Origin of the sequence: Pseudarthrobacter sp. NamE5, from assembly GCF_005796225.1 — a bacterium.
In the GTDB taxonomy this organism is placed as follows: domain Bacteria; phylum Actinomycetota; class Actinomycetes; order Actinomycetales; family Micrococcaceae; genus Arthrobacter.
In genome coordinates, this window is the sequence record NZ_VAHO01000003.1 from 135231 (window position 1) to 153796 (window position 18566).

Annotated in this window: 16 protein-coding genes; 6 read left to right on the top strand and 10 right to left on the bottom strand. The window is 65.5% G+C overall.

Features of this window, described 5'->3' with window-relative positions:
* Nucleotides 1-81: 81 nt before the first annotated feature.
* Genes purL through purS form a run of 3 tightly spaced genes read right to left on the bottom strand, consistent with a single transcriptional unit; the run spans nucleotide 82 to nucleotide 3492 of the window.
* Complete coding sequence (gene purL / locus FDW84_RS05880; RefSeq protein ID WP_240721401.1) at nucleotides 82-2469, bottom strand: phosphoribosylformylglycinamidine synthase subunit PurL; 2388 nt, start codon at nucleotides 2467-2469, stop codon at nucleotides 82-84.
* Nucleotides 2469-3239: a phosphoribosylformylglycinamidine synthase subunit PurQ gene (gene purQ / locus FDW84_RS05885; protein ID WP_138607487.1), complete on the bottom strand. Its 771-nt coding sequence runs from the start codon at nucleotides 3237-3239 to the stop codon at nucleotides 2469-2471. The genes purL and purQ overlap by 1 nt, the downstream gene beginning before the upstream one ends.
* Before the next feature lies 1 nt (nucleotide 3240).
* Nucleotides 3241-3492, bottom strand: coding sequence for a phosphoribosylformylglycinamidine synthase subunit PurS (purS, locus tag FDW84_RS05890; protein ID WP_138607489.1), 252 nt, complete (start codon nucleotides 3490-3492; stop codon nucleotides 3241-3243).
* A gap of 310 nt (nucleotides 3493-3802) precedes the next feature.
* Here purS and FDW84_RS05895 point away from each other — a divergent pair, with 310 nt between their 5' ends.
* Both FDW84_RS05895 and FDW84_RS05900 read left to right on the top strand, forming a co-directional pair.
* The gene (locus tag FDW84_RS05895) at nucleotides 3803-3988 is read left to right on the top strand and encodes a hypothetical protein (RefSeq protein ID WP_138607491.1); all 186 of its coding nucleotides are present in this window, start codon (nucleotides 3803-3805) and stop codon (nucleotides 3986-3988) included.
* Nucleotides 3989-4277: 289 nt separating this feature from the next.
* On the top strand, nucleotides 4278-7382 hold the full coding sequence (locus FDW84_RS05900; RefSeq protein WP_138607768.1) for a S8 family serine peptidase: 3105 nt from the start codon (nucleotides 4278-4280) through the stop codon (nucleotides 7380-7382).
* Nucleotides 7383-7479: 97 nt separating this feature from the next.
* Here the strand turns inward: FDW84_RS05900 and FDW84_RS05905 are convergent, their stop codons facing one another.
* The 4 genes from FDW84_RS05905 to FDW84_RS05920 are packed head-to-tail and all read right to left on the bottom strand — an operon-like array spanning nucleotide 7480 to nucleotide 9822.
* The gene (locus FDW84_RS05905) at nucleotides 7480-7845 is read right to left on the bottom strand and encodes a serine protease inhibitor (protein WP_240721403.1); all 366 of its coding nucleotides are present in this window, start codon (nucleotides 7843-7845) and stop codon (nucleotides 7480-7482) included.
* Nucleotides 7842-8780: a 3-methyladenine DNA glycosylase gene (locus tag FDW84_RS05910; RefSeq protein WP_138607493.1), complete on the bottom strand. Its 939-nt coding sequence runs from the start codon at nucleotides 8778-8780 to the stop codon at nucleotides 7842-7844. The genes FDW84_RS05905 and FDW84_RS05910 overlap by 4 nt, the downstream gene beginning before the upstream one ends.
* Complete coding sequence (locus FDW84_RS05915; RefSeq protein ID WP_240721404.1) at nucleotides 8752-9339, bottom strand: SSI family serine proteinase inhibitor; 588 nt, start codon at nucleotides 9337-9339, stop codon at nucleotides 8752-8754. Before FDW84_RS05915 ends, FDW84_RS05910 begins: the two co-directional genes overlap by 29 nt.
* A gap of 9 nt (nucleotides 9340-9348) precedes the next feature.
* Nucleotides 9349-9822, bottom strand: coding sequence for a MarR family winged helix-turn-helix transcriptional regulator (locus tag FDW84_RS05920; protein WP_138607495.1), 474 nt, complete (start codon nucleotides 9820-9822; stop codon nucleotides 9349-9351).
* Between the two features lie 76 nt (nucleotides 9823-9898).
* Between FDW84_RS05920 and FDW84_RS05925 the strand changes: the two genes are divergently transcribed.
* Entirely contained in the window at nucleotides 9899-10141 is a 243-nt protein-coding gene (locus tag FDW84_RS05925; protein ID WP_138607497.1) for a hypothetical protein, read from the top strand.
* Between the two features lie 112 nt (nucleotides 10142-10253).
* Nucleotides 10254-10469 (top strand): hypothetical protein, encoded by a 216-nt coding sequence (locus FDW84_RS05930; RefSeq protein ID WP_138607499.1) that lies wholly within the window; start codon nucleotides 10254-10256, stop codon nucleotides 10467-10469.
* A gap of 109 nt (nucleotides 10470-10578) precedes the next feature.
* Here FDW84_RS05930 and FDW84_RS05935 read toward each other — a convergent pair whose 3' ends face one another.
* Nucleotides 10579-11937, bottom strand: a complete 1359-nt coding sequence (locus FDW84_RS05935) for an aspartate kinase (RefSeq protein WP_138607501.1) — start codon at nucleotides 11935-11937, stop codon at nucleotides 10579-10581.
* Nucleotides 11938-12181: 244 nt separating this feature from the next.
* On the opposite strand from FDW84_RS05935, the gene FDW84_RS05940 reads away from it, so the two are divergent.
* Nucleotides 12182-13141 carry an ABC transporter ATP-binding protein gene (locus tag FDW84_RS05940; RefSeq protein ID WP_138607775.1) on the top strand — a complete coding sequence of 320 codons (960 nt, stop codon included), beginning with the start codon at nucleotides 12182-12184 and terminating at the stop codon, nucleotides 13139-13141.
* Nucleotides 13138-14274 (top strand): ABC transporter permease, encoded by a 1137-nt coding sequence (locus FDW84_RS05945; RefSeq protein WP_138607503.1) that lies wholly within the window; start codon nucleotides 13138-13140, stop codon nucleotides 14272-14274. Before FDW84_RS05940 ends, FDW84_RS05945 begins: the two co-directional genes overlap by 4 nt.
* Before the next feature lie 103 nt (nucleotides 14275-14377).
* Here the strand turns inward: FDW84_RS05945 and recR are convergent, their stop codons facing one another.
* Nucleotides 14378-14977 (bottom strand): recombination mediator RecR, encoded by a 600-nt coding sequence (gene recR / locus FDW84_RS05950; RefSeq protein ID WP_138607505.1) that lies wholly within the window; start codon nucleotides 14975-14977, stop codon nucleotides 14378-14380.
* A gap of 82 nt (nucleotides 14978-15059) precedes the next feature.
* Entirely contained in the window at nucleotides 15060-18554 is a 3495-nt protein-coding gene (locus tag FDW84_RS05955; protein WP_138607507.1) for a DNA polymerase III subunit gamma and tau, read from the bottom strand.
* Between the last annotated feature and the right edge of the window lie 12 nt (nucleotides 18555-18566).

The window sequence follows — 18566 nt, forward strand, 5'->3', positions numbered from 1 at the left end:
TGCGAGGTGAGGGCGGCGGTGGGGGGCCCACGCCGCCGGGGTTCCCTGGCCGAGCTTGCGAGGTGAGGGCGGCGGTGGGGACTAGCCGAAGTACTTCGGCAGAGTCCCTTCGTGGGCTTCGCGGAGGGCGTCCAGGGACAGGCTCTCCACGCCGTTGATCTCCAGCGTGCCGCTGGCCGCGTCCACCACGCCGATGCGGGTGTGGGCGAAGCCGCGGGCGGTGCACATGTCCGTGAACCGGACCTCCTCCGAGCGGGGGACACCGACGACGGCACGACCCTGTGACTCGGAGAAGAGCGCGGTGAACAGGTCAACGCCGTCCCGGTCCAGCACGTCCTGCAGTGCAATCCGGGCGCCCACGCCGTAGCGCAGCGAGGACTCCACGAGCGCTGCCGCGAGGCCGCCTTCGGAGAGATCATGGGCGGAGTCGATCATGCCGTCACGTGAAGCATTGATCAGGATTTCGCCCAGGGCGCGTTCGGCCTCGAGGTCAGCCTTCGGCGGCTGCCCGCCCAGGTGGCCGCGCATGTTGGCCCATTCGGAGCCGTCCAGTTCCGCGCCGGTAGTGCCGAGCAGGTAAATGGCCTGGCCGTCCTCCCGCCAGCCCGACGGCGTGCGGCGGGCAACGTCGTCGAGCTTGCCCAGTACTGCCACCACGGGGGAGGGGTGGATCGGCGTGCTGCCCGTCTGGTTGTAGAGCGAGACGTTGCCGCCGGTCACGGGGATGCCGAGCACCATGCAGGCGTCGGACAGGCCGCGGATGGCTTCGGCCAGCTGCCACATGACGTCCGGGTCCTCCGGGGAGCCGAAGTTCAGGCAGTCGCTGACGGCCATCGGGATGGCGCCGGAGGTGGCGACGTTGCGGTAGGCCTCGGCCAGCGCCAGCTGAGCGCCGTGGTACGGGTCCAGGTAGGTGTAGCGGCCGTTGGCGTCGGTAGCCAGGGCAACACCCAGGCCGGACTCCTCGTCCACGCGGACCACGCCGGCGTCGTCGGGGAACGCCATGGACGTGTTGCCGCCCACGTAGCGGTCGTACTGGTCGGTTATCCAGGACTTGGAGCACATGTTCGGCGATGCCACGAGCTCGGTGACGGCCTTGGCCAGCTCAGCCGGAGCCGCCGGGCGGCCGGCGTCCTGCACGGAGCCGGTGAAGGTGTCTGCCTGGACGGCGTCCTGCCACTCGGGACGGGCAAACGGGCGGTCGTAGACCGGCCCGTCGTGCGCGACGGTGCGGGGATCGACGTCGACAATCACCTCGCCTTCCCAGGTGATGATCAGGCGGCCGGTGTCGGTGACCTCGCCCAGCCAGGAGTACTCCACGGCCCACTTGTCCATCACGGCCTCGAACGCTTCCACGTTCTCCGGCGTGACAACGGCCATCATGCGTTCCTGCGACTCGGACATCAGGATCTCGCCCGGGGTCAGCGTGGGGTCCCGCAGCAGGACGGAGGTCAGCTCGACCTGCATGCCGCCGTCGCCGTTGGAGGCCAGCTCGGACGTGGCGCAGGAGATGCCTGCAGCGCCGAGGTCCTGGATACCTTCCACCAGGGAGCCCTTGAACAGCTCAAGGCAGCACTCGATAAGGACCTTCTCGGCGAACGGATCGCCCACCTGCACGGCGGGGCGCTTGGAGGGCTTGGTGTCGTCGAAGGACTCCGAAGCCAGCACGGAGGCGCCGCCGATGCCGTCGCCGCCGGTGCGGGCACCGAACAGGACCACCTTGTTGCCCTTGCCGGAGGCGTTGGCCAGGCGGATGTCCTCGTGCCGCATGACGCCCACAGCGAGGGCGTTCACCAGCGGGTTGCCCTGGTAGACGGAATCAAAGACCATTTCGCCGCCGATGTTCGGCAAGCCCAGGGAGTTGCCGTAGCCGCCGATGCCGGCCACCGCGCCATGCATGACGCGCGCTGTGTCCGGGTGGTCGATGGCGCCGAAGCGCAGCGGGTCCATCACGGCCACGGGGCGGGCGCCCATGGAGATGATGTCGCGGACAATGCCGCCGATGCCGGTCGCGGCGCCCTGGTAGGGCTCAACGAACGACGGCGAGTTGTGCGATTCGATCTTGAAGGTCACGGCCCAGCCGTCTCCCAGGTTGGTCACGCCGGCGTTTTCGCCGATGCCCACCAGCATGTCCTTCTTCATGTCCTCGGTGACCTTCTGGCCGAACTGGCGCAGGTGGTTCTTCGAGGACTTGTAGGAGCAGTGCTCGCTCCACATGACGGAGTACATGGCCAGTTCGGCGCCGGTGGGGCGGCGGCCCAGGACCTTGACGATCTCGTCGAACTCGTTTTGCTTCAGGCCCAGCTCGGCCCAGGGCAGTTCGGTGTCCGGAGTCTTCGCGGCGTGCTCAACGGTGTCGATGTTGAACTTCTTGACCTGGGTGATGGCACCCGGGGCAGCGGTGGGCGAGGCGGCGGCGGTTGCCGTGCCTTCGCCGTCGGTGATGGAGCCTGTCGAGATCCCGGTCATTACTTGCCTCCCACAATCTTGGTCAAAACGGAGGTGAAGAAGCCCAGCCCGTCGGTGTCGGAGCCGCCGACTCCGTCCAGGGACTCGGGGCCGAAGCCGGCCTCCACGGCATGTTCGGGGTGCGGCATGAGGCCCACCACGTTGCCGGCGGCGTTGGAAATGCCGGCAATGTCGCGGCGGGAGCCGTTGGGGTTGAACCCCACGTAGCGGAACACCACGCGGCCCTCTGCCTCGAGCGCGTCCAGGGTCTTTTCGTCCGCGATGTACTGGCCGTCCTGGTTCTTCAGCGGGATGGTGATCTCCTGGCCGGCCTGGTAGTCCACCGTCCACGCGGTGTTGCTGTTCTCGACGCGCAGCACCTGGTCGCGGCACAGAAACTTCAGGTGGTCGTTCTTGATCATCGAACCGGGCAGCAGGTGCGATTCGGTCAGGATCTGGAAGCCGTTGCAGATGCCGAGCACGGGGAGCTTCGCGTCGCTGTTGGCGGCGTCGATGATTTTGGACATCAGCGGGGCGAAACGCGCGATGGCGCCGGCGCGCAGGTAGTCGCCGTAGGAGAAACCGCCCGGAAGGATGACCGCGTCAACGTCGCCAAGTTCCTTGTCCGCGTGCCAGAGTTCGACGGCGGTTCCGCCTGCGAGGCGCACGGCGCGGGCGGCGTCGCGGTCATCCAGGGTACCGGGGAAGGTGACGACGCCGATGCGGGCACCGGCGAGGGGCGGTTCTGCGGCGACGGTGCTGGCCTCGCCGATCAGGGGAAGTTCAGTCATCTCAGGCCTCGATGACCTCGACGTTGACGACGTCCTCGATCACGGGGTTGGAGAGCAGGGTCTCGGCGGCGTCGCGGGCCTGGGCAAGGATCTCCTCGGTCACCTCGCCGTCGACCGTCAATTCGAAACGCTTGCCCTGGCGGACAGAGCTGAAGCTGGTAAAGCCCAGGCGGGGGAGAGCGCCGACGATCGCCTTTCCCTGCGGGTCCAGAATCTCGGGCTTGGGCATGACGTCAACAACGATCCGGGGCATCCGGTAACTCCTGTGCGTGAGCTTGGGTAAGGGCGCAGCGGAGTGGTGCCGTCTCACGCCGTACCGGGTGTCGAAGGCACGGTGTATGGACACTGTTGCTTCGACACTGTTTTTTAGACATCGTGGACGGGCGCTCCGCGAGCTTGCCCTATCATTCTACCGGCCGGAAGGCCCCACCTTGTATTCGGCGGAATCCTGCCTCCACCAGGGACCGGGTCCTGCGGTGTCCGGAGTGGAATGCTCGTCGCAATGGCGGCCGGCCCCTGGAGAGGTTCTGGAGTTGTGGGTATGGCCTCACTAGGATTGTTGAATGGCTGATAAACCGAATTCCGTGCTCTTGCCCATGGTCGCCGCTGCAGTCTTTGCCGGACTGGGAAGGATGGTGCTCCAGAAGATCAAGGCCGACCGGTTGGCCAGGGAGAACAGGGTTGCGGGACCCATGGATGAGAAGACCAGGCAGTGGATCAGCGACGTGGTCCGCACCCCGCGGCAATAGCGCGGGCGGCTGCCGGTTCCGGTTGCGCCGGGGCGTCCTGCGGGGCGCCCTTTTTTGTGTCTTCTTCCTGTCGAAGGATTTTTCCTGCTGCTCTGCAGGGTTGGGGAAATCGGCTTGTGTGGCCTATGTCATATTCGGCTATCAGTCTGTACTCTGTGAATCGGCTGGTCTCACGGAATGACAAGATCTGTAACTTCGCGTGCCATGCCAAGTCATTTCGGGCCCACAATCCTGGCTGGGCCGGTACATCGTGAAAGGGTTGCACGTGAGATCTACTGGAAAGAGCCCCATGCGGGGCGGGGGATTCCGGAAGGCAGCGGCCCTGGCCGTGGGCTTGCCGCTTCTCCTTACCTCGATGGCCATAAGCCCCGCTACAGCGGCGCCGGCCGGGCAGGACAAAGCAGTCACGGCGAAGAAGGCGGCACCTGCTGCTTTTAAGGACGGCCGCTACATCGTTGTCCTGGCGGGTGCGGCAGCGGCCGCTTATGAAGGGGAAATTGCCGGTTTTGGCGCAACGAAGCCCCAGAACGGGCGAAAGCTGGACGCGGGCAGCGCCAACTACAAGGCGTACGACGCACACCTGCGCAAAGTCCAGCGCGATGTTGCCGTCAGCCAGGGAGTAACGCCTGGGAAGCAGTACACCGCTGCGCTTAACGGTTTCACCGCTGAGCTGACAGCTGCCCAGGCCATGGAGCTGGCAAAGGATGAACGCGTCCTGACGGTAGCACCGGATGTGGAAAACAAGCCTGACTACACCACCACGGACTTCCTCAAGCTGACCGGCCCTGATGGCGTATGGGCCAAGCAGTTCGGCGGCGAAACCAATGCCGGCAAGGGCGTGGTTGTCGGTGTCATCGACTCCGGCTACGCGCCGGACAACCCCTTCCTGCAGGGTGAACCCGTCCAGCCGCTGACCGGCCCGGCGCAGGTGGGCGTTCCCTACCGCACCGCCGAGGGCAGGATCGCCATGCTCAAGGCAGACGGCACCACTTTCGAGGGTGAATGCCAGAAGGGCCAGGGGTCCGGCGCATCATTCGACGGATCCCTCTGCAACTCCAAGGTGGTGGGCGCCAGATACTTCGCGGACACCTTCCTGCAGTACGTGCCCCCCGAAAACCGGGCGCCCGAGGAACTCATCTCCCCGGTTGACGTCGGCAGCCACGGCACCCACACTGCCACCACCGCAGCGGGCAATGCCAATGTGGAGCAGGTCATCGATGGCTTGGGTTTCGGCAAGAGCTCGGGCGTTGCCCCCGCGGCCAAGGTCTCGGTGTACAAGGTCTGCTGGGAAGACACCAACCCCGACACGGGAGGTTGCTACTCCTCAGCCTCGGTGGAAGCCGTTGAAGCTGCCATCAAGGACGGAGTGGATGTCCTGAACTACTCGATTTCCGGCAACAACAACAACACGACGGATCCCGTGGCGCTGGCGTTCCTGAACGCGGCCGCTGCAGGCGTCTTCGTCTCCGCCTCGGCCGGCAACTCTGGTCCGACCGTTTCCACGGTCAACCATGCGTCGCCCTGGCTGACCACGGTTGCCGCCTCGACCTTCCCCAGCGACCTGCTGGGCACGGTCAAGGTATCTGATGGCTCGCTCTACCGCGGGGCATCAATCATGAAGTCGGAGGTGGCGGACAAGCCGGTTGTGGTTGCCGCGGCTGCGGCAGCGGCAGGAGCCGCGAACGCGAACCTTTGTGGTCCGGGCTCCCTCGACGCCGCGAAGGTGGCGGGGAAAGTGGTTGTCTGCGACCGCGGCGTAGTGGACAGGACGGCCAAGAGCCAGGAAGTGCAGGACAAAGGCGGCGTCGGGATGATCCTGGTAAACCTCACCAGCAGCTCCGAAGATGCCGATAACCACGTGCTGCCCACTGTCCATGTCAACGCACCCAAGAGCCTGGAACTGAAGTCGAAGCTGGAAGCGAACCCGGCATTGACTGTCAGCCTGGTCAAGGGTGACCTCACCGGGCTGCCGCCGGCTCCGGCGCCGCAGATTGCCGGCTTCTCCTCCCGGGGGCCCACCCTGGCCGCGGGCGGTGACCTGTTAAAGCCGGACGTTGCAGCACCGGGCGTGAATGTCTTGGCGGGCGTATCAACCATCGGCAACAACGGTGACCAGTTCGGCTTCATGTCCGGAACTTCCATGGCTGCTCCGCACATCGCCGGTTTCGGTGCCCTTGTGCTTAGCAAGCAGCCTGCCTGGTCCCCGGCGATGGTGAAGTCAGCCATGATGACCACCGCGTACCCGCTGGTGAACGCTGACGGCTCGCCCAACACCGATCCCTTCCAGGGCGGCGCCGGCCATGTCGACTCAACCCGGGTCCTCGATCCCGGCCTGGTCTACAACTCCGGCATCAAGGACTGGCTCGGCTTCCTCAACGGCCAGGGCGTGGACACTGGAGTTCCGCAGGCAGGCACCATCGCCGCCCGTGACCTGAACGTGCCGTCCGTCGCGCTCGGCAGCCTGGTGGGAGAAGTCCAGGTCAAGCGCCAGCTGACCGCCCTGGTGCCGGGAATGTACCGGCCGGAAGTCAACATGCCCGGCTTCAACGTCCAGGTGGAGCCCAAATCACTGAACTTCGCCAAAGCCGGCCAGACCCGCGAGATCACCCTCACCATCCGTAACGTCAGTGCCCCGGTGGGCAAGTTCAGCACGGGTACCCTGACCTGGAAGGGCCCCCGGACCGTCAGATCGCCCATCGCCATCCGTCCGGTCGATGCACAGATCGCGCCGTCCTTTTCCTTCAGCTCACCCGAGGGCAGCGGGAGCGGGACGATGGAGTTGGTTTCGGGCTCGGACAGTCCCATCAATGTGGGTGTGGAAGGCCTGGCTCCGTTGAGCGAGACCGCCATCACCAAAACCCCCGGCGAATACGCGCCGCGGAACGACGCGCACAACGCGCTGCTTCAGGTGACGGTCCCGCAGGGTGCCTCGTTTGCCCGCCTGGGCGTCCAGGCGCAGTCAGACGACGTCGACTGGGACATGGTGGTGTACGCGCCGAACGCTTCGGGCGGCTTCACCGCCACCCAGGTGGCGACGGCTTCCGCCAGCGAGTTCCTGGACCTGGAGTCCCCCCGCGCCGGCACGTACTACGTCGTTGCCAACCTGTATTCGACTCCGGACAACGGTGCAGCCAGCGCCTCGGTGCAGGCGGTGACTTTCGCCGGTGATGCCGGAAACCTCTCCGTCGAACCGAACCCGATCGTGGCTCCGAACGGCACAGCCACTTCAGCCACACTGTCCTGGACCGGCCTCTCCGAGGGTGCCTACCTGTCCCGGCTGAGCCTGGGCGACAACGGAATCAGGACCTGGGTCAACGTCCGGGTGGGCGACGCTCCTGCTGCCCTGGCCGGAGCCCCGCAGGTAGCGCTCGCGGATGCGGTTCCCGCGACGTAGCAGCCTGACGTTCCACGGGGAAGCAGGATCCCGGGTGGTTTAACCGCCCGGGATCCTGTTTAATCTTGCGGCAATGGCGGCTGCAGGACCCCGCGGACTACGTGGCGCCGAAGGCCCCGCCCCGGCTGCCGAGCAGAGGCGCCATGGCTTTCCAGCGTGAGATCTCGCAGCCGTCGGTCCTGGTAAAAATGGATTCCACGGCTCGTCCGTGGAAAGTTCCGGTGACAACGGCCACCTGCGGCCCGCCGTACTGTTGCGTGCACAGCTTGGGCGGGCCCGGCCGGGGGAAGAAAATGTCCTCGCCGTACTTTTCAACAGCGGCTAAGGCGGCCCCGGCGTCGGTAACCGTGGTTGCGGGCTGGATGTTCCCGCCGTCCGCGACCAGCCGGAACACGCGTTCGGTGGAGTCCGGATCCTCGCGCAACCGTATGGTCAGGTCGATTATCCGGGAACCAGCGATCATGCGGGGACCGGATTGGACAGCACAGCAAGTTCCATGGCCAGTTTTTCCCGCAATCCTGCTGCCTCGGCCGCGAAAGCACGCTGGTACTCCACGTAAGCTGCCTTGCCCTGTGGCGTCTCGATGGGGATTGCGGGATAACCCCATTCCGCCAGGTCATACGGGGAAGCCTGCATGTCCATGGCACGGATCCGCCAGGACAGCTCGAAGCAGTCCATCACCAGTTCGCTGGGCAGGGCAGGAAGGAGCTTATATGCCCACTTGTACAGGTCCATGTTCGCGTGGAGGCAACCTGGCTGCTCCAGCCGGCGTTGGTTTTCCCGGGTCGGTTCGAACTCGTTCAGTGGAGCGGCATCCGGCGTGTAGAAACGGAAGGCGTCGAAGTGGGTGCAGCGGATCCGGTTTTCCTCCACCACCTTGTCAGTTCCCGCGGACCCCAAACGCAACTGCAGGTATTCGTGGCGCAGGTCGAACCTGTCCTGGTGGTACACCATGGCCCACTCGTGGAGTCCGAAGCAGCCAAACTGGGCAGGCCGTACAGCCGTTCCGCGCAGGATGATGCCCGCAAAGGCGACGGCCTCGCTGCGCTCGGCAAGGAAAACCTCCCGGTCAAAGGTAACCGCGGTGCTTCCTGGCGGCAGCCCCAGGGAGCCCAACTCGCCTTTGTCGAGCATCCGGTAATGCTTCCAGTCCTGCCGCGCCGCTGCTTCCCTGCCCAGGAGGATGGAGCCCGCACCGGGGTGCCACCGGCGCAGCTGGCCCGGCTTCTGCGTGTAGTAGGTGAAAAGGAAATCTTCCACCGGGTGCTTCCTGCCCGCAGACCTGCGGGCGAGGTAGGGGTCGGCGTAGCGGCTGACCCGCAGGTGGTGGGCTTTCTCCAGCACCTGCCAATCGTCAGCAGCCAGGAGCTTAGGCTCCACCGGCTTCACCAAGAACATCCTTTGCCGCGTCCCAGGAACTGATTTCACACCCGTCGGTGCGGGAGAAGCTGGCCTCTACCGGTATCCCGTCCACGACGCCGTTCACCGTGGCCTTCTGGGGTCCGCCGTATTGCTGGGTGCAGGCCTGGTCTGTTCCGGGGGTGGCGGGGCTTACCAGCCCTGCGTTCTCCTTCAAAGCGGCACATGCGGCATCAGCGTCGGGATGTACGCTCTCGGCAGCAGGGACTCCGTCAGTGCACACCAGTGTGTAGCTGATTTCCTCTTCTCCCTCTGCCGGGATGATGCTGATGGCCAGTTCTGCATTCCCCTGGCCCGGGCCGGAAGGTGCTGCCGATGGCTCGGGGGCGGGGGCCGGAACGGTAGTTTCGGCATCCGGCGATGGACTGCCGGGGCTGGGTGCCGGCGATCCGGTGTCGGATGTTGTGGGAGCTGCGGTGGTTGCCGTCGGTGTGCCGCCGCCCTGTTCCGGGGAACAGGCCGGCAGGACCGCTGCCGCCAACAGCAGGGCAAGTGCCTGCAGATGCATTCTGCGCATGGACCGCGACCTGTCCTTCATGCACATATTCTACTGCCCCTGCGTTTGTCGGCCGTTGGAAGTGGCCGCAATCAGCCCCATCATCGAGGCGTGAAGTTCGCTGACCTGGCCGCGTGTAAGCCCCAGCCGTTCCATCATGGTGCCGGGAACGTCGAGGGCCTCCTGGCGGAGTGCCGCGCCTTTGGTCGTCAGTTCGACGGCGAGGGCACGCTCATTGCCGTCTACACGCCGTCGAGTAATGAGGCCTGCGGCCTCCAGCCGGCGCAGCAGCGGCGAGATCGTAGCGGGTTCAAGGGCAAGGGCTTCACTGATGTTCCGGACCGTACGGGGGCTGTTTTCCCAAAGGCACAACATGACAAGGTACTGCGGATGGGTGAGGTTGAGCTTCTCCAGCACCGGCTTGTAGGCGCCCACCACGCTTCGGGCGGCGACGGTCAGCGCAAAGCACAGCTGGTGCTCCAGTAGCAGGTTGTCGTCCTGCGAGATATCGGTGTCCACGGTCATCGCTCCTCGGATTGTTAGCTCCCTAACAATTAGCGTACACTCATGGCAGGAGCAGGGTAAACGGAAGGAGCCGGTGATGGCGAAAGGGAGCTCGGAAGACAGCGGCAACGCAGCGCAGCGGTTCATGCGGGTCACGGGCAAGCTGCGGGCTGTTTTCGGACCGGCCAACCGCTCCTCGACCGCACACGAGATGACCGAGGAAAACCGTAGGTTGCTGGCCCAGCGCCAGGCGGAGACCCAGCAATGGGAAACCGTCACACGGCCGGACGGCAGTACTTATGTGGTCCCGAGGAATCCGGACGACAAGTCCCTGCGCTGACCCCGCCCGACAGCCTCCGGGAGCATTTCACCGTCCAAGGGCTTAAAATGAGGGCACTGCTTTCGTAGAGGCAGCAGCACTTTCCCCTGGTATGGGAAGGGGGTGGAAAACAGTGGCACATTTCGTCAACGGGTTAATGAGCGTGACAGACAGGCTCCGTTTCTTCTTCGGCCCGGCTGCCCGGCTGGACTTCGGTTCGCCAGTGGTGCACAGGCACGATGAGTTTGAACAGGCCTCGGAGGAAGAGCTTTCGCACTTCATCGTGGAGACCGATTCAGCAGGCCATCACTACGCTGTCCGCCGCGAAGACCTGGAGAAGCAGGGCTGACCTGATGCGCCCGGTGCAGGGTGTGCGTCCAGGGCAGCTGCAGAGGCAAATGCAGAAAGGCCGAACTCCTTTCCCTTGAGGGGAAGGAGCCCGGCCTTTTCGCCGTCGCTCAGCGGCCGGTGCCGCCGTAGACTGTGGCTTCGCTTTCGCTGTCCAGGTCAAAGGCCTTGTGAATGACGCGCACAGCTTCATCCAGCAGGTCCGCGTGGGTAACCACCGAAATGCGGATCTCGGACGTGGAGATCATGTTGATGTTGATGCCCGCATCGGACAGCGCCTTGAAGAAGGTTGCTGAAACGCCCGGGTGGGAACGCATACCGGCACCGATCAGGGAGAGCTTGCCGATCTGCTCGTTGTATTCGATGCTTTCGAAGCCGATCTGGTCCTGCGCGGCGTGCAGGGCCGCCAGCGCGTCCGCACCTTCCACAATGGGCAGGGTGAAGGAGATGTCCGTCCGGCCTGTACCGTGCGTTGACACGTTCTGGACGATCATGTCGATGTTCGAGTGGGCGTCGGCGATGACCTGGAAGATTGCTGCCGCCTTGCCGGGGATGTCCGGCACGCCAACAACGGTGACCTTGGCTTCGGAACGGTCGTGTGCAACGCCGGAGATGATTGGCTGCTCCAAGGCAACTCCCTCTTGTGTGGTGATCTTGTCTTCGGCGCTGGGGATGACCCAGGTGCCTTCGTGCTGGCTGAAAGAGGAGCGGACGTGCAGCGGCACGCCAAACCTGCGGGCGTACTCAACGCAGCGCAGGTGCAGGATCTTGGCGCCGGAGGCCGCGAGCTCAAGCATCTCTTCGCTGGAGATCCTCTCGATCTTCTGCGCGGAGGGAACAACGCGGGGATCGGCCGTGTAGATGCCGTCCACGTCCGTGTAGATTTCGCAGACGTCCGCTTCCAGCGCAGCTGCGAGCGCCACCGCGGTGGTATCCGATCCGCCGCGGCCCAGCGTAGTGATCTCGTTGGTTGCCCGGCTCATGCCCTGGAAGCCGGCCACGATCGCGATGTTTCCCTTGTCCAGGGCGGTGCGGATCCGGTGGGGGTCGACGTCGATGATCCTGGCTTTGCCGTGGATGCCGTCAGTGATCATGCCCGCCTGGGAACCCGTAAAGGACTGTGCAGAGGCGCCGAGCTTGTTGATGGCCATGGCCAGCAGGGCCATGGAGATGCGCTCCCCGGCGGACAACAGCATGTCCATTTCGCGGGCGGGAGCGGAGTTTGTCACCTGCGCGGCGAGGTCCAGGAGTTCATCCGTGGTATCACCCATGGCCGAGACAACAACTACTACTTCGTTGCCCGCAGCCTGCGCATCCACAACCCGCTTGGCAACCCGCTTGATACCGTCTGCGTCAGCCACGGAGGAGCCGCCGAACTTCTGCACGATGAGCTGTTTGGTCACCATGCGGCCGTCGGGCAGCTCCTGCGGCTGCGTCGCGTTGTGCACTTCGGTAGTGGGCGTACTCATGCGCGTACCTTCACTGGATCAAATTGGAGTCCGGCCGGCAGCCGTAACGCTGTGGTGGCCATGGGGGCTGAACTAACGCCGTTGTTGGCGCGACTTCTCCCCACAGTTTATCGCCGCCCGCTCCTGCCCGTTGAATTGTGACCATTTTCAGCCCCTGCCTGCATCCGGGAGCGGGAAGGGGAGGCGTACGCTCAGAAAGTCAGGGTGCATAAACACTGTGGGGGACGGGTGCAAATTCATGGCAATGATTTCTGAAGTGCCGGGGGCTTCGGCCGGGCCGGAGTCCGGTGACGGAATAACGGCGAACGGCGTCAGCCGAAGCTTTGGTACGGTGCGCGCCGTCGAACACATGGATTTCCATGCCCCGGCAGGCAAGGTGACCGCCCTGATCGGGCCTAACGGCGCAGGCAAAACGACGCTCCTGCTGATGCTGGCATCGCTGCTGGCCCCGGACGAGGGCACCATCAGCGTGGGTGGCCTGGACCCTTTGCGGCAGCGCACTGAGGTGAGGGGCAGGCTGGGCTGGATGCCGGACACCCTGGGCGTCTGGGAGTCCTTGACCGCGCGGGAAATCCTCACGCAGATGGCCCGTTTCTACCGGCTGCCGGCACAGGGGATCGGGCAGCGGGTTTCGGAAATGCTGGAGCGGGTCCGGCTGGGCGGGCTCGCGGATCAGCCGGCCCGGGTGTTGTCCCGCGGGCAGCAGCAGCGGCTGAGCCTGGCCCGCGCACTGATCCATGATCCTTCCGTCCTGCTCCTTGACGAGCCCGCCTCAGGCCTCGATCCGGGATCACGTGTTGAGCTGCGCATCATGCTCAGGCAACTGGCGGCGGAGGGCAAGGCCGTGGTGGTCTCGTCCCACGTCCTCAGCGAACTTGATGAGGTGGCCGACGGAGCGGTGTTTGTCAACAAGGGCCGGACTGTCCGCCAGCAGACCACCGCCCAGGCGGCCGCCGAGGGACGGCGCTACGCAATTTCCGGTCCGGATGCTGCTGCCCTTGCCGCCAAACTCACCGAGTTTGGCCTGACCTTCCGCCGGGAGGACGGACGGCATCCGGACGTAAGCCTCATGCTGCAGAGCGACGGCGACGCGGAGCGCCTCCTGCGCGATTTGGTGCTGGCCGGCGTCGGAATCAGTTCCTTCGCACCGGCCACAGGGGCCCTTGAAGAGACCTACATGAACCTCGAGGGCGAGCAGCAATGAGCCAGGTAATCCGCAACACGTCCGAATCATCCGGCGGCCGGACCCCCACCGCCTACTTTGCTGCCATCCGCGACGTGGTGGTCCTGGAACTGAAGCAGCGGCTTCGTTCGCGCGGCTGGTACATCATGCTGGCCATCTGGTTTGCCCTGACCGGTGTGGTCACGTGGTTGACGTGGGCAAGCTGGAACGCTTCATTGGAGGCCCAGCGGGCCTACGGCGGCTACACCCCGCCGGAAGCCTCCAGCCCGGGCTCCATGATTTTTGAAGTGGTACTGGCGTTTGTCCTGTTGTTTGCCCTGCTGGTGGCACCAGCCTTGTCAGCAAATGCGGTTACCGGGGACCGGGCAGGCGGCACCCTGGCGATTCTGCAGGTCACCCTGCTTGAACCCGGCCAGATCCTGTGGGGGAAATTCTTTGCCGCGTGGCTGGCAGCCCTGGCATTTCTTGTGGCCAGCGCTCCGTTCCTGGTGATCGGTGTGGCTCTGGGCGGGCTCACACCCGGGCACGTTGTGGTGTCACTGGTGATGCTTGCCCTTGAAGTGGGAATAGTGTGCGCCCTGGGCGTGGGTATCTCGGCAATGGCCGGGCGTCCCCTTTTCTCCATCGTGACCACCTACCTGGCAGTCGCCGGCTTGGCGGTAGGGACCCTGATCGCGTTCGGGCTGGGCACCGGCCTCAGCCATGGCACAGTCCTCGCCAACCAGCCGCAGTACCGCCAGTCTGAGCCTTTGTCGCAGGGGCCCGTGCAACCCGAATACACCTGCGTTGGCCCGCTGCAGGAGCAGCCCGCGATGCGCACGGAACGCGTGGCCTGGCTGTTGTCCATGAACCCTTATGTAGTGGTGGCCGATGCCATCCCGTACCGGGACAGGACGGCGCAGCAAAACTCCTACATGCCGGCGGGCGCCATCGAGAACATCAGCCAGGGAGCCCGCCATGCCCTGGCAGGCCCGGAAGGTTCATATCCCTGTGCCAACGGTGAGGTGAAGCCGCAGTACCTGTCGCAGACCACCCCGCTCTGGCCCCTGGGCCTGGTCCTGCAGCTTGCGCTCGCCGGCCTGCTGTTGTGGCTGGGCTGGCGGGCACTCCGCACGCCTGCCCGTAGGCTTGCCCCCGGAACGCGTGTCGCCTGAGTAGGCGCTGCTCAGCCCCGGCTGATCCTCTGGACCAGCCGGGGCGCCGGCCGGTGCAGCCAGGGTGTGCCGGGAGGAGGGCTGCGCCTCCGTGCGGCTGAATTCAGGCCAGGGCGTTCCGGCGTCCTTCGAGCGCCCGCCCCAAGGTAACTTCATCCGCGTATTCCAAGTCGCCGCCCACCGGCAGCCCGGAGGCAAGGCGGGTGACGGTGATGCCGATGGTTTTCAGCATCCTGGCCAGGTAAGTGGCTGTGGCTTCACCCTCGAGGTTGGGGTCCGTGGCGATGATGACTTCCTGAATGGCGCCGTCGTTGAGCCTGGTCAGCAGTTCACGGATCCGGAGCTGTTCCGGGCCCACCCCTGCAATGGGGTTAATGGCACCACCCAGTACGTGGTACCGGCCCCGGAACGAGCGGGTACGCTCCACGGCCAGCACATCCTTCGATTCCTCCACCACGCAGATAACGGCCGGGTCCCTGCGGGGGTCACGGCAGATGTTGCAAAGTTCCTGCTCGGTGACGTTGCCGCAGACAGTGCAGAACTTGACCCGATCCTTGACTGTGGTGATTGCGTCAACCAACCGCTTCATGTCCTGGGGATCCGCTTCAAGGATGTGGAATGCCAGCCGCTGAGCGGATTTGGGGCCCACCCCCGGAAGGCGTCCGAGCTCATCAATCAGCTCCTGGACAGCACCTTCGTACACGTTTCCCTCTTTAACTCGGTGTTGATCGCGGGTAAAACAAAGTCATCCTCGAAGACTCCCGGCTGATCACCGGGACGGCCAGTCAGTAGCGCGGGGCGATGGGGCTTCCATCGGGGGAGCGCTCCTCAATCAGCTTTCCGCCCAGAATACGCTCCACGGCGGCACGCCCGAACACGCCTGACTCCTCGATCGTCTCATCGTCGGCGCTCGGGATGTCCTGGACGTAGTTGGCAGCGGCAGCCACAGCCCTGGCAGGCGCCTTGGCGCGGCCTGCTTCTGCTTCAGGACTGTTGGAAAGGCGCTGGTAAAGGCTCTGCCGAGCCTGAGCTGCGCCGGCAGGAGCCGACGGTGCAGTCTTGGCTGGCGCAGCCTTCAGCTGGGGGGCAGCGGCCGGCGAGGTTGTGACACGGGGGACTGTGGCAGGACTGGCCTGGGCGCTAACCGCGGGAGCGGAAGCAGTTGAGGCCATGGCGTATTCAGGGACCCGCGCGTGATCTGGCAAGGGTTGCTCCGTTGCCTCGGGTTCTCCTGCACCACCCGCACCGTCAGATGGTCCCGCCGGCGCCAGGCCCCAGTCCGGTTCCGGGCCCGCCTTCACCACTGGAATGGAGGGCGGAGCCGGGGCCGTGGCAGGTTCGTAGCGAGGGACCTGGGGCAGAGGCGTTTCGTCCGGCTTGCCGGCAGCGGTTCTGCCCACGTTACTTGCCTCGCCGACCACCCATACCCCGGGTGCCTGCTCTACGGCCCGCGCCCAAGGATCGGTGTCTGTGGCCGGTGCCCTGACTGCCCCAGGCTGCCCGTTGGGTCGGGACGCCGGGGAGGCCTCGGCCGTTTTTCCAAACGACGTGTCGGGGTTCCCGGTGGAGCCGACCGAAGTGGAGCCGGCCGCAGCGGAACCGGCCGCAGCGAAACCTGCCGGATCCAAGCGGGCCGAATCCAGACCGGCCGGTGCTGCCGCAGGCTGGGACCGGGAGGAAGGATCCCAGTCCATGGGAGGTTCCTCGTCCAGTGGGGGCGCGTCTTCGTCCCTGGCGGGACCCCAGTCGTCATCAGAGTAGGAATAATCTCCTGCCGGGTCGGCGTAAGGAGACCGATCAGAGGGCTCTTGACGGGGGGCAGGAACCTGCGTGGCAGGGCTCGAAGCGCCGGGCTGGACGGTTGTGACCTCCGGACCGGTGCCTTCCGGTGACGCCGTGACGGCAGCCGGTGCGGCGGGTACGGCGTAGGGCGGGGCGGCAGCTGCCGGGCCATCAGCGCGGGTGCGGCCGGCGCCGCCCGGTGCCTGCCCCTGGGCTGCGGGCTGCTGGGGCTTTGTTTCCGGCTGGTTGCCCTGCTGGGTTCCGGCGCCCGCCCCAGCTGCACTGGCCGGCTGCGGGGACGTGCCGCTGGGCGCCGGCGCCAGCCCCCAGGCGACATCAGCCGAAGTAGCCTGGGCCACCCGGTTGGCGGGTGCTTTTGGGTTTGGGTCAGAGCTCGCCTGGGTGGTTCCGCCGTTGGTCGATGCATTGATTTGGCAGTCGATGCCGATGGTCTTGTGGATTGCCTGCCGCAGGTTCTCTGAATGGTCTGCCCGGCCAAATGCGCCGGCAAGTCCTGGCGTTGTGAACGCAAGGGTGAGGACGTTGCCGTCGAATACAGCTACCTGGGCATTGGGTTCAACGAGTGCCCACGTACTGCGCTTGATTTTGGACAGTGTTTGCAGGATGTCCGGCCATGCGCGGCGCAGGACCTCAACATCACCCATTGGTCCAGGAGACGCTGCGGGCCCGGGCGCGCCGGCTGAATTGTCCTGCCGGCCAGCACCGGGGACTGCGCGCGGGTCAGAGCCCGGTACAGGCCCGGACCCGGCTGTAGGTCCTGACGCCGGCGCCGGTCCGGCTCCGGATACCCGGCCAGGTCCTTGCTCTGCACGCGCTGCAGGTGACTTGGGAGGTTCCAATCCAGCGCTTTGCGGACCCCCGACGCCGCCGGGGCCCGATGGATGGGCAGTAGGGGCGCCTGGGGCCCTGCTCCCGGCCGCATCCTCTTTGGGCCAGTCATTCGTGCTGACGCGGGGAGCAGCCAGTGGCGTGCGGTTTTCGCCCGGTTCCGCGGAGATGGCCTCGCCGCGTGGTGCGGCCTGTTCTGCGCCAGTAACAGATGATGCGGAAGCGCTGGACTGTGCGGCGGAAGCAACAGGGGCCGCTGCCACGGCACCGGCAGCAGCGGGGGCAGCAGGTACCGGCGGTTGCTGGGTAGCGGCCGGACGTGTGCCGGGCTGGGAAGCGGGGGAACCGGCAGTCGACGCGGCGGCCGGAGCTGCGGGGGATGCCGGACCTGCTACGGCCTCATCTGCTGCCGCCGCACGTTGGCCTGCGGGAGCCCCGACGTCGTTCCCCGCGTAGTTAAGCCGGCGCTCCACCCGGTCTATCCTGGCTGCAATGCCGCGCTCGTTCTGCTCGGAACTCGGCAGCAGGATCCGTGCGCACAGCAATTCAAGATGAAGCCGCGGGGAGGTGGCACCGGTCATCTCGGTCAACGCCGTGTTGGTGACATCGGCAGCGCGGGAGAGCTCGGCAGCGCCGAGGTTGTGCGCCTGGCTCTTCAGGCGTGCAATCTGGTCCGCGGGCATGCCCCGGAGAATGGTTTGGGCGCTCTCCGGCATCGCCTGGACGATGACGAGGTCGCGGAAGCGCTCCAGGAGATCCTCCACGAAGCGGCGGGGATCGTGGCCGGTCTGGATCACGCGGTCCACGGCGCGGAAAACGGTGGCGGCATCCGAGGCGGCAACAGCCTCCACAACGTCGTCCAGCAGCGAAGCATGGGTATACCCCAGGAGCGCGACGGCGAGCTCATAGTCCAGCCCGTTCGGCCCCGCTCCCGCCATCAGCTGGTCCAGCACGGAGAGCGAATCACGGACTGAACCGCCGCCGGCGCGAATCACCAGCGACAGGACGCCGGGGGCAACCTGAACGTTCTCCTGCCGGCACAAAAGCTCCAGGTAGGCCATCAGGGGTTCCGGCGGCACCAAACGGAAAGGGTAGTGGTGGGTGCGGGAGCGGATGGTCCCGATCACCTTGTCCGGCTCAGTGGTGGCGAAGATGAACTTGATGTGTTCCGGCGGTTCTTCAACAATCTTCAGCAGGGCATTGAACCCTGCCGAGGTGACCATGTGGGCCTCGTCGATGATGAAGATCTTGTAGCGGTCCCGCACAGGGGCGAAAGTGGCGCGCTCGCGGAGATCCCGGGCGTCGTCCACACCGCCATGGCTCGCGGCGTCGATCTCGATCACATCCAGGGAACCGGACCCGCCACGGGCCAGTTCGACGCAACTGGGGCAGGTGCCGCAGGGTGTGTCAGTAGGTCCTTGCGCGCAGTTGAGGCAGCGGGCCAGGATACGCGCGGACGTGGTTTTGCCGCAGCCCCTGGGACCGGAAAACAGGTACGCATGGTTGACACGGTTTTTCCGCAAAGCCGTCATGAGCGGCCCGGTGACATGCTCCTGCCCGATAACGTCAGCGAACGAATCCGGACGGTATCTGCGGTAGAGGGCGGTAGTAACTGTCACAGAGAAAACCCTACCAATCCGGGCTGACATCCTGCCGCCCTG